2 protein-coding genes are annotated in these 1,056 nt (G+C 63.3%); both read right to left on the bottom strand.

Annotated features, from left to right (window positions below):
• On the bottom strand, positions 1 to 691 hold a 691-nt coding region (locus AC1VAN_RS22735; protein ID WP_480986852.1), incomplete at its 3' end, for a CfaE/CblD family pilus tip adhesin.
• A partial coding sequence (locus tag AC1VAN_RS22730) for a CS1-pili formation C-terminal domain-containing protein (RefSeq protein ID WP_480986851.1) occupies positions 688 to 1,056 on the bottom strand: 369 nt, incomplete at its 5' end. The genes AC1VAN_RS22730 and AC1VAN_RS22735, both read right to left, overlap by 4 nt.

Genomic DNA, 1,056 nt, shown 5'->3' with positions numbered 1-1,056 from the left:
GGCCAACGTGAGGGTTGACCTGGTCGAAAAGCGGGAAGTAGATGGAGACCGCGTTGTGATCGGTGATGGTGAAGTCGAAGGAGAACGAGTAGTCCGCAAGGTGCTGGTGGGGCGGCATTCGTAGCGTCAGGTCCAATACGGCCGACCAGTGACCCGCTACAAGCTGGCTCAACTGACCGGAAGTCAGCTTCATCTCGACGGATGTGCCCACGCGATCAATACCCGCGCACGAGCCTGTGGTGGAAGACCAGACTGGCCGGAGCGGCCCGGACCAGTAGTCAAAGCTGCAGGCGAACGTAGCGTCGATACGACGGATGGCAGCGGTGACTTCCACATCCACCTCCATACCGCTGCGACTTTCCGTGAACCTCAGTGGGATTGTGCTAACGGCCCCTCTACTATCCTCCAAGGTGTCATTAGTCGGGCACTTTCCGCGTTCCGAGCTGGAGTTCGAGCTGCACGTCATGAACATATGACCGTAGCCCAGCGTGCCCTGCTCCTCGTATCCAAATACAGTTTTGGATGGCCACAACTCGATATCTCCCGGCATCGCAGAGCGATCCCAACTCATCACGATGTCGCGGTGCTCGCTCGACGGATGCGTCTCCGGCGGCTGTTGCGCCATCGCTCGCGGCACCAACACCACCAGCCCACACAACACCGCCATCACCCACCACAACCGACGGCTCACTTCGCACCTCCCGCTGCTGCGGTCTGTGGCGTGGAGGCGATCAGCGCCTGCTCCTGCAGCAGCCGCGTCACCCGTGCCTGGTGGCGGATGTCGGCCGGCAGCTGGGCCACGGCCAGCGGCTCGCACTGCACGGCGCCTACCAGCATCACCACGCTGCGGCGCTCGCGCACCTGCAGCGGGCAGTGCAGCAACCGGTCGTCCTGCAGCAGGTACAGGGTCTTCTCGCGTCGTGGGAAGTCGGCCACGAAACCTCCATTGCTGCCGGTGCCGGGCACCGGCGCGTTGAGAATGCGGGCACCGCGCAGCGGTGCGCCGGCGATGTCCTGGGCGTTGCCGATGAAGGTGTAGGTCACTTCAATCGGCAC

It is taken from the genome of Stenotrophomonas sp. 05L44_2 (assembly GCF_056665995.1).
This window is presented reverse-complemented; position numbering and strand designations above follow the sequence as displayed.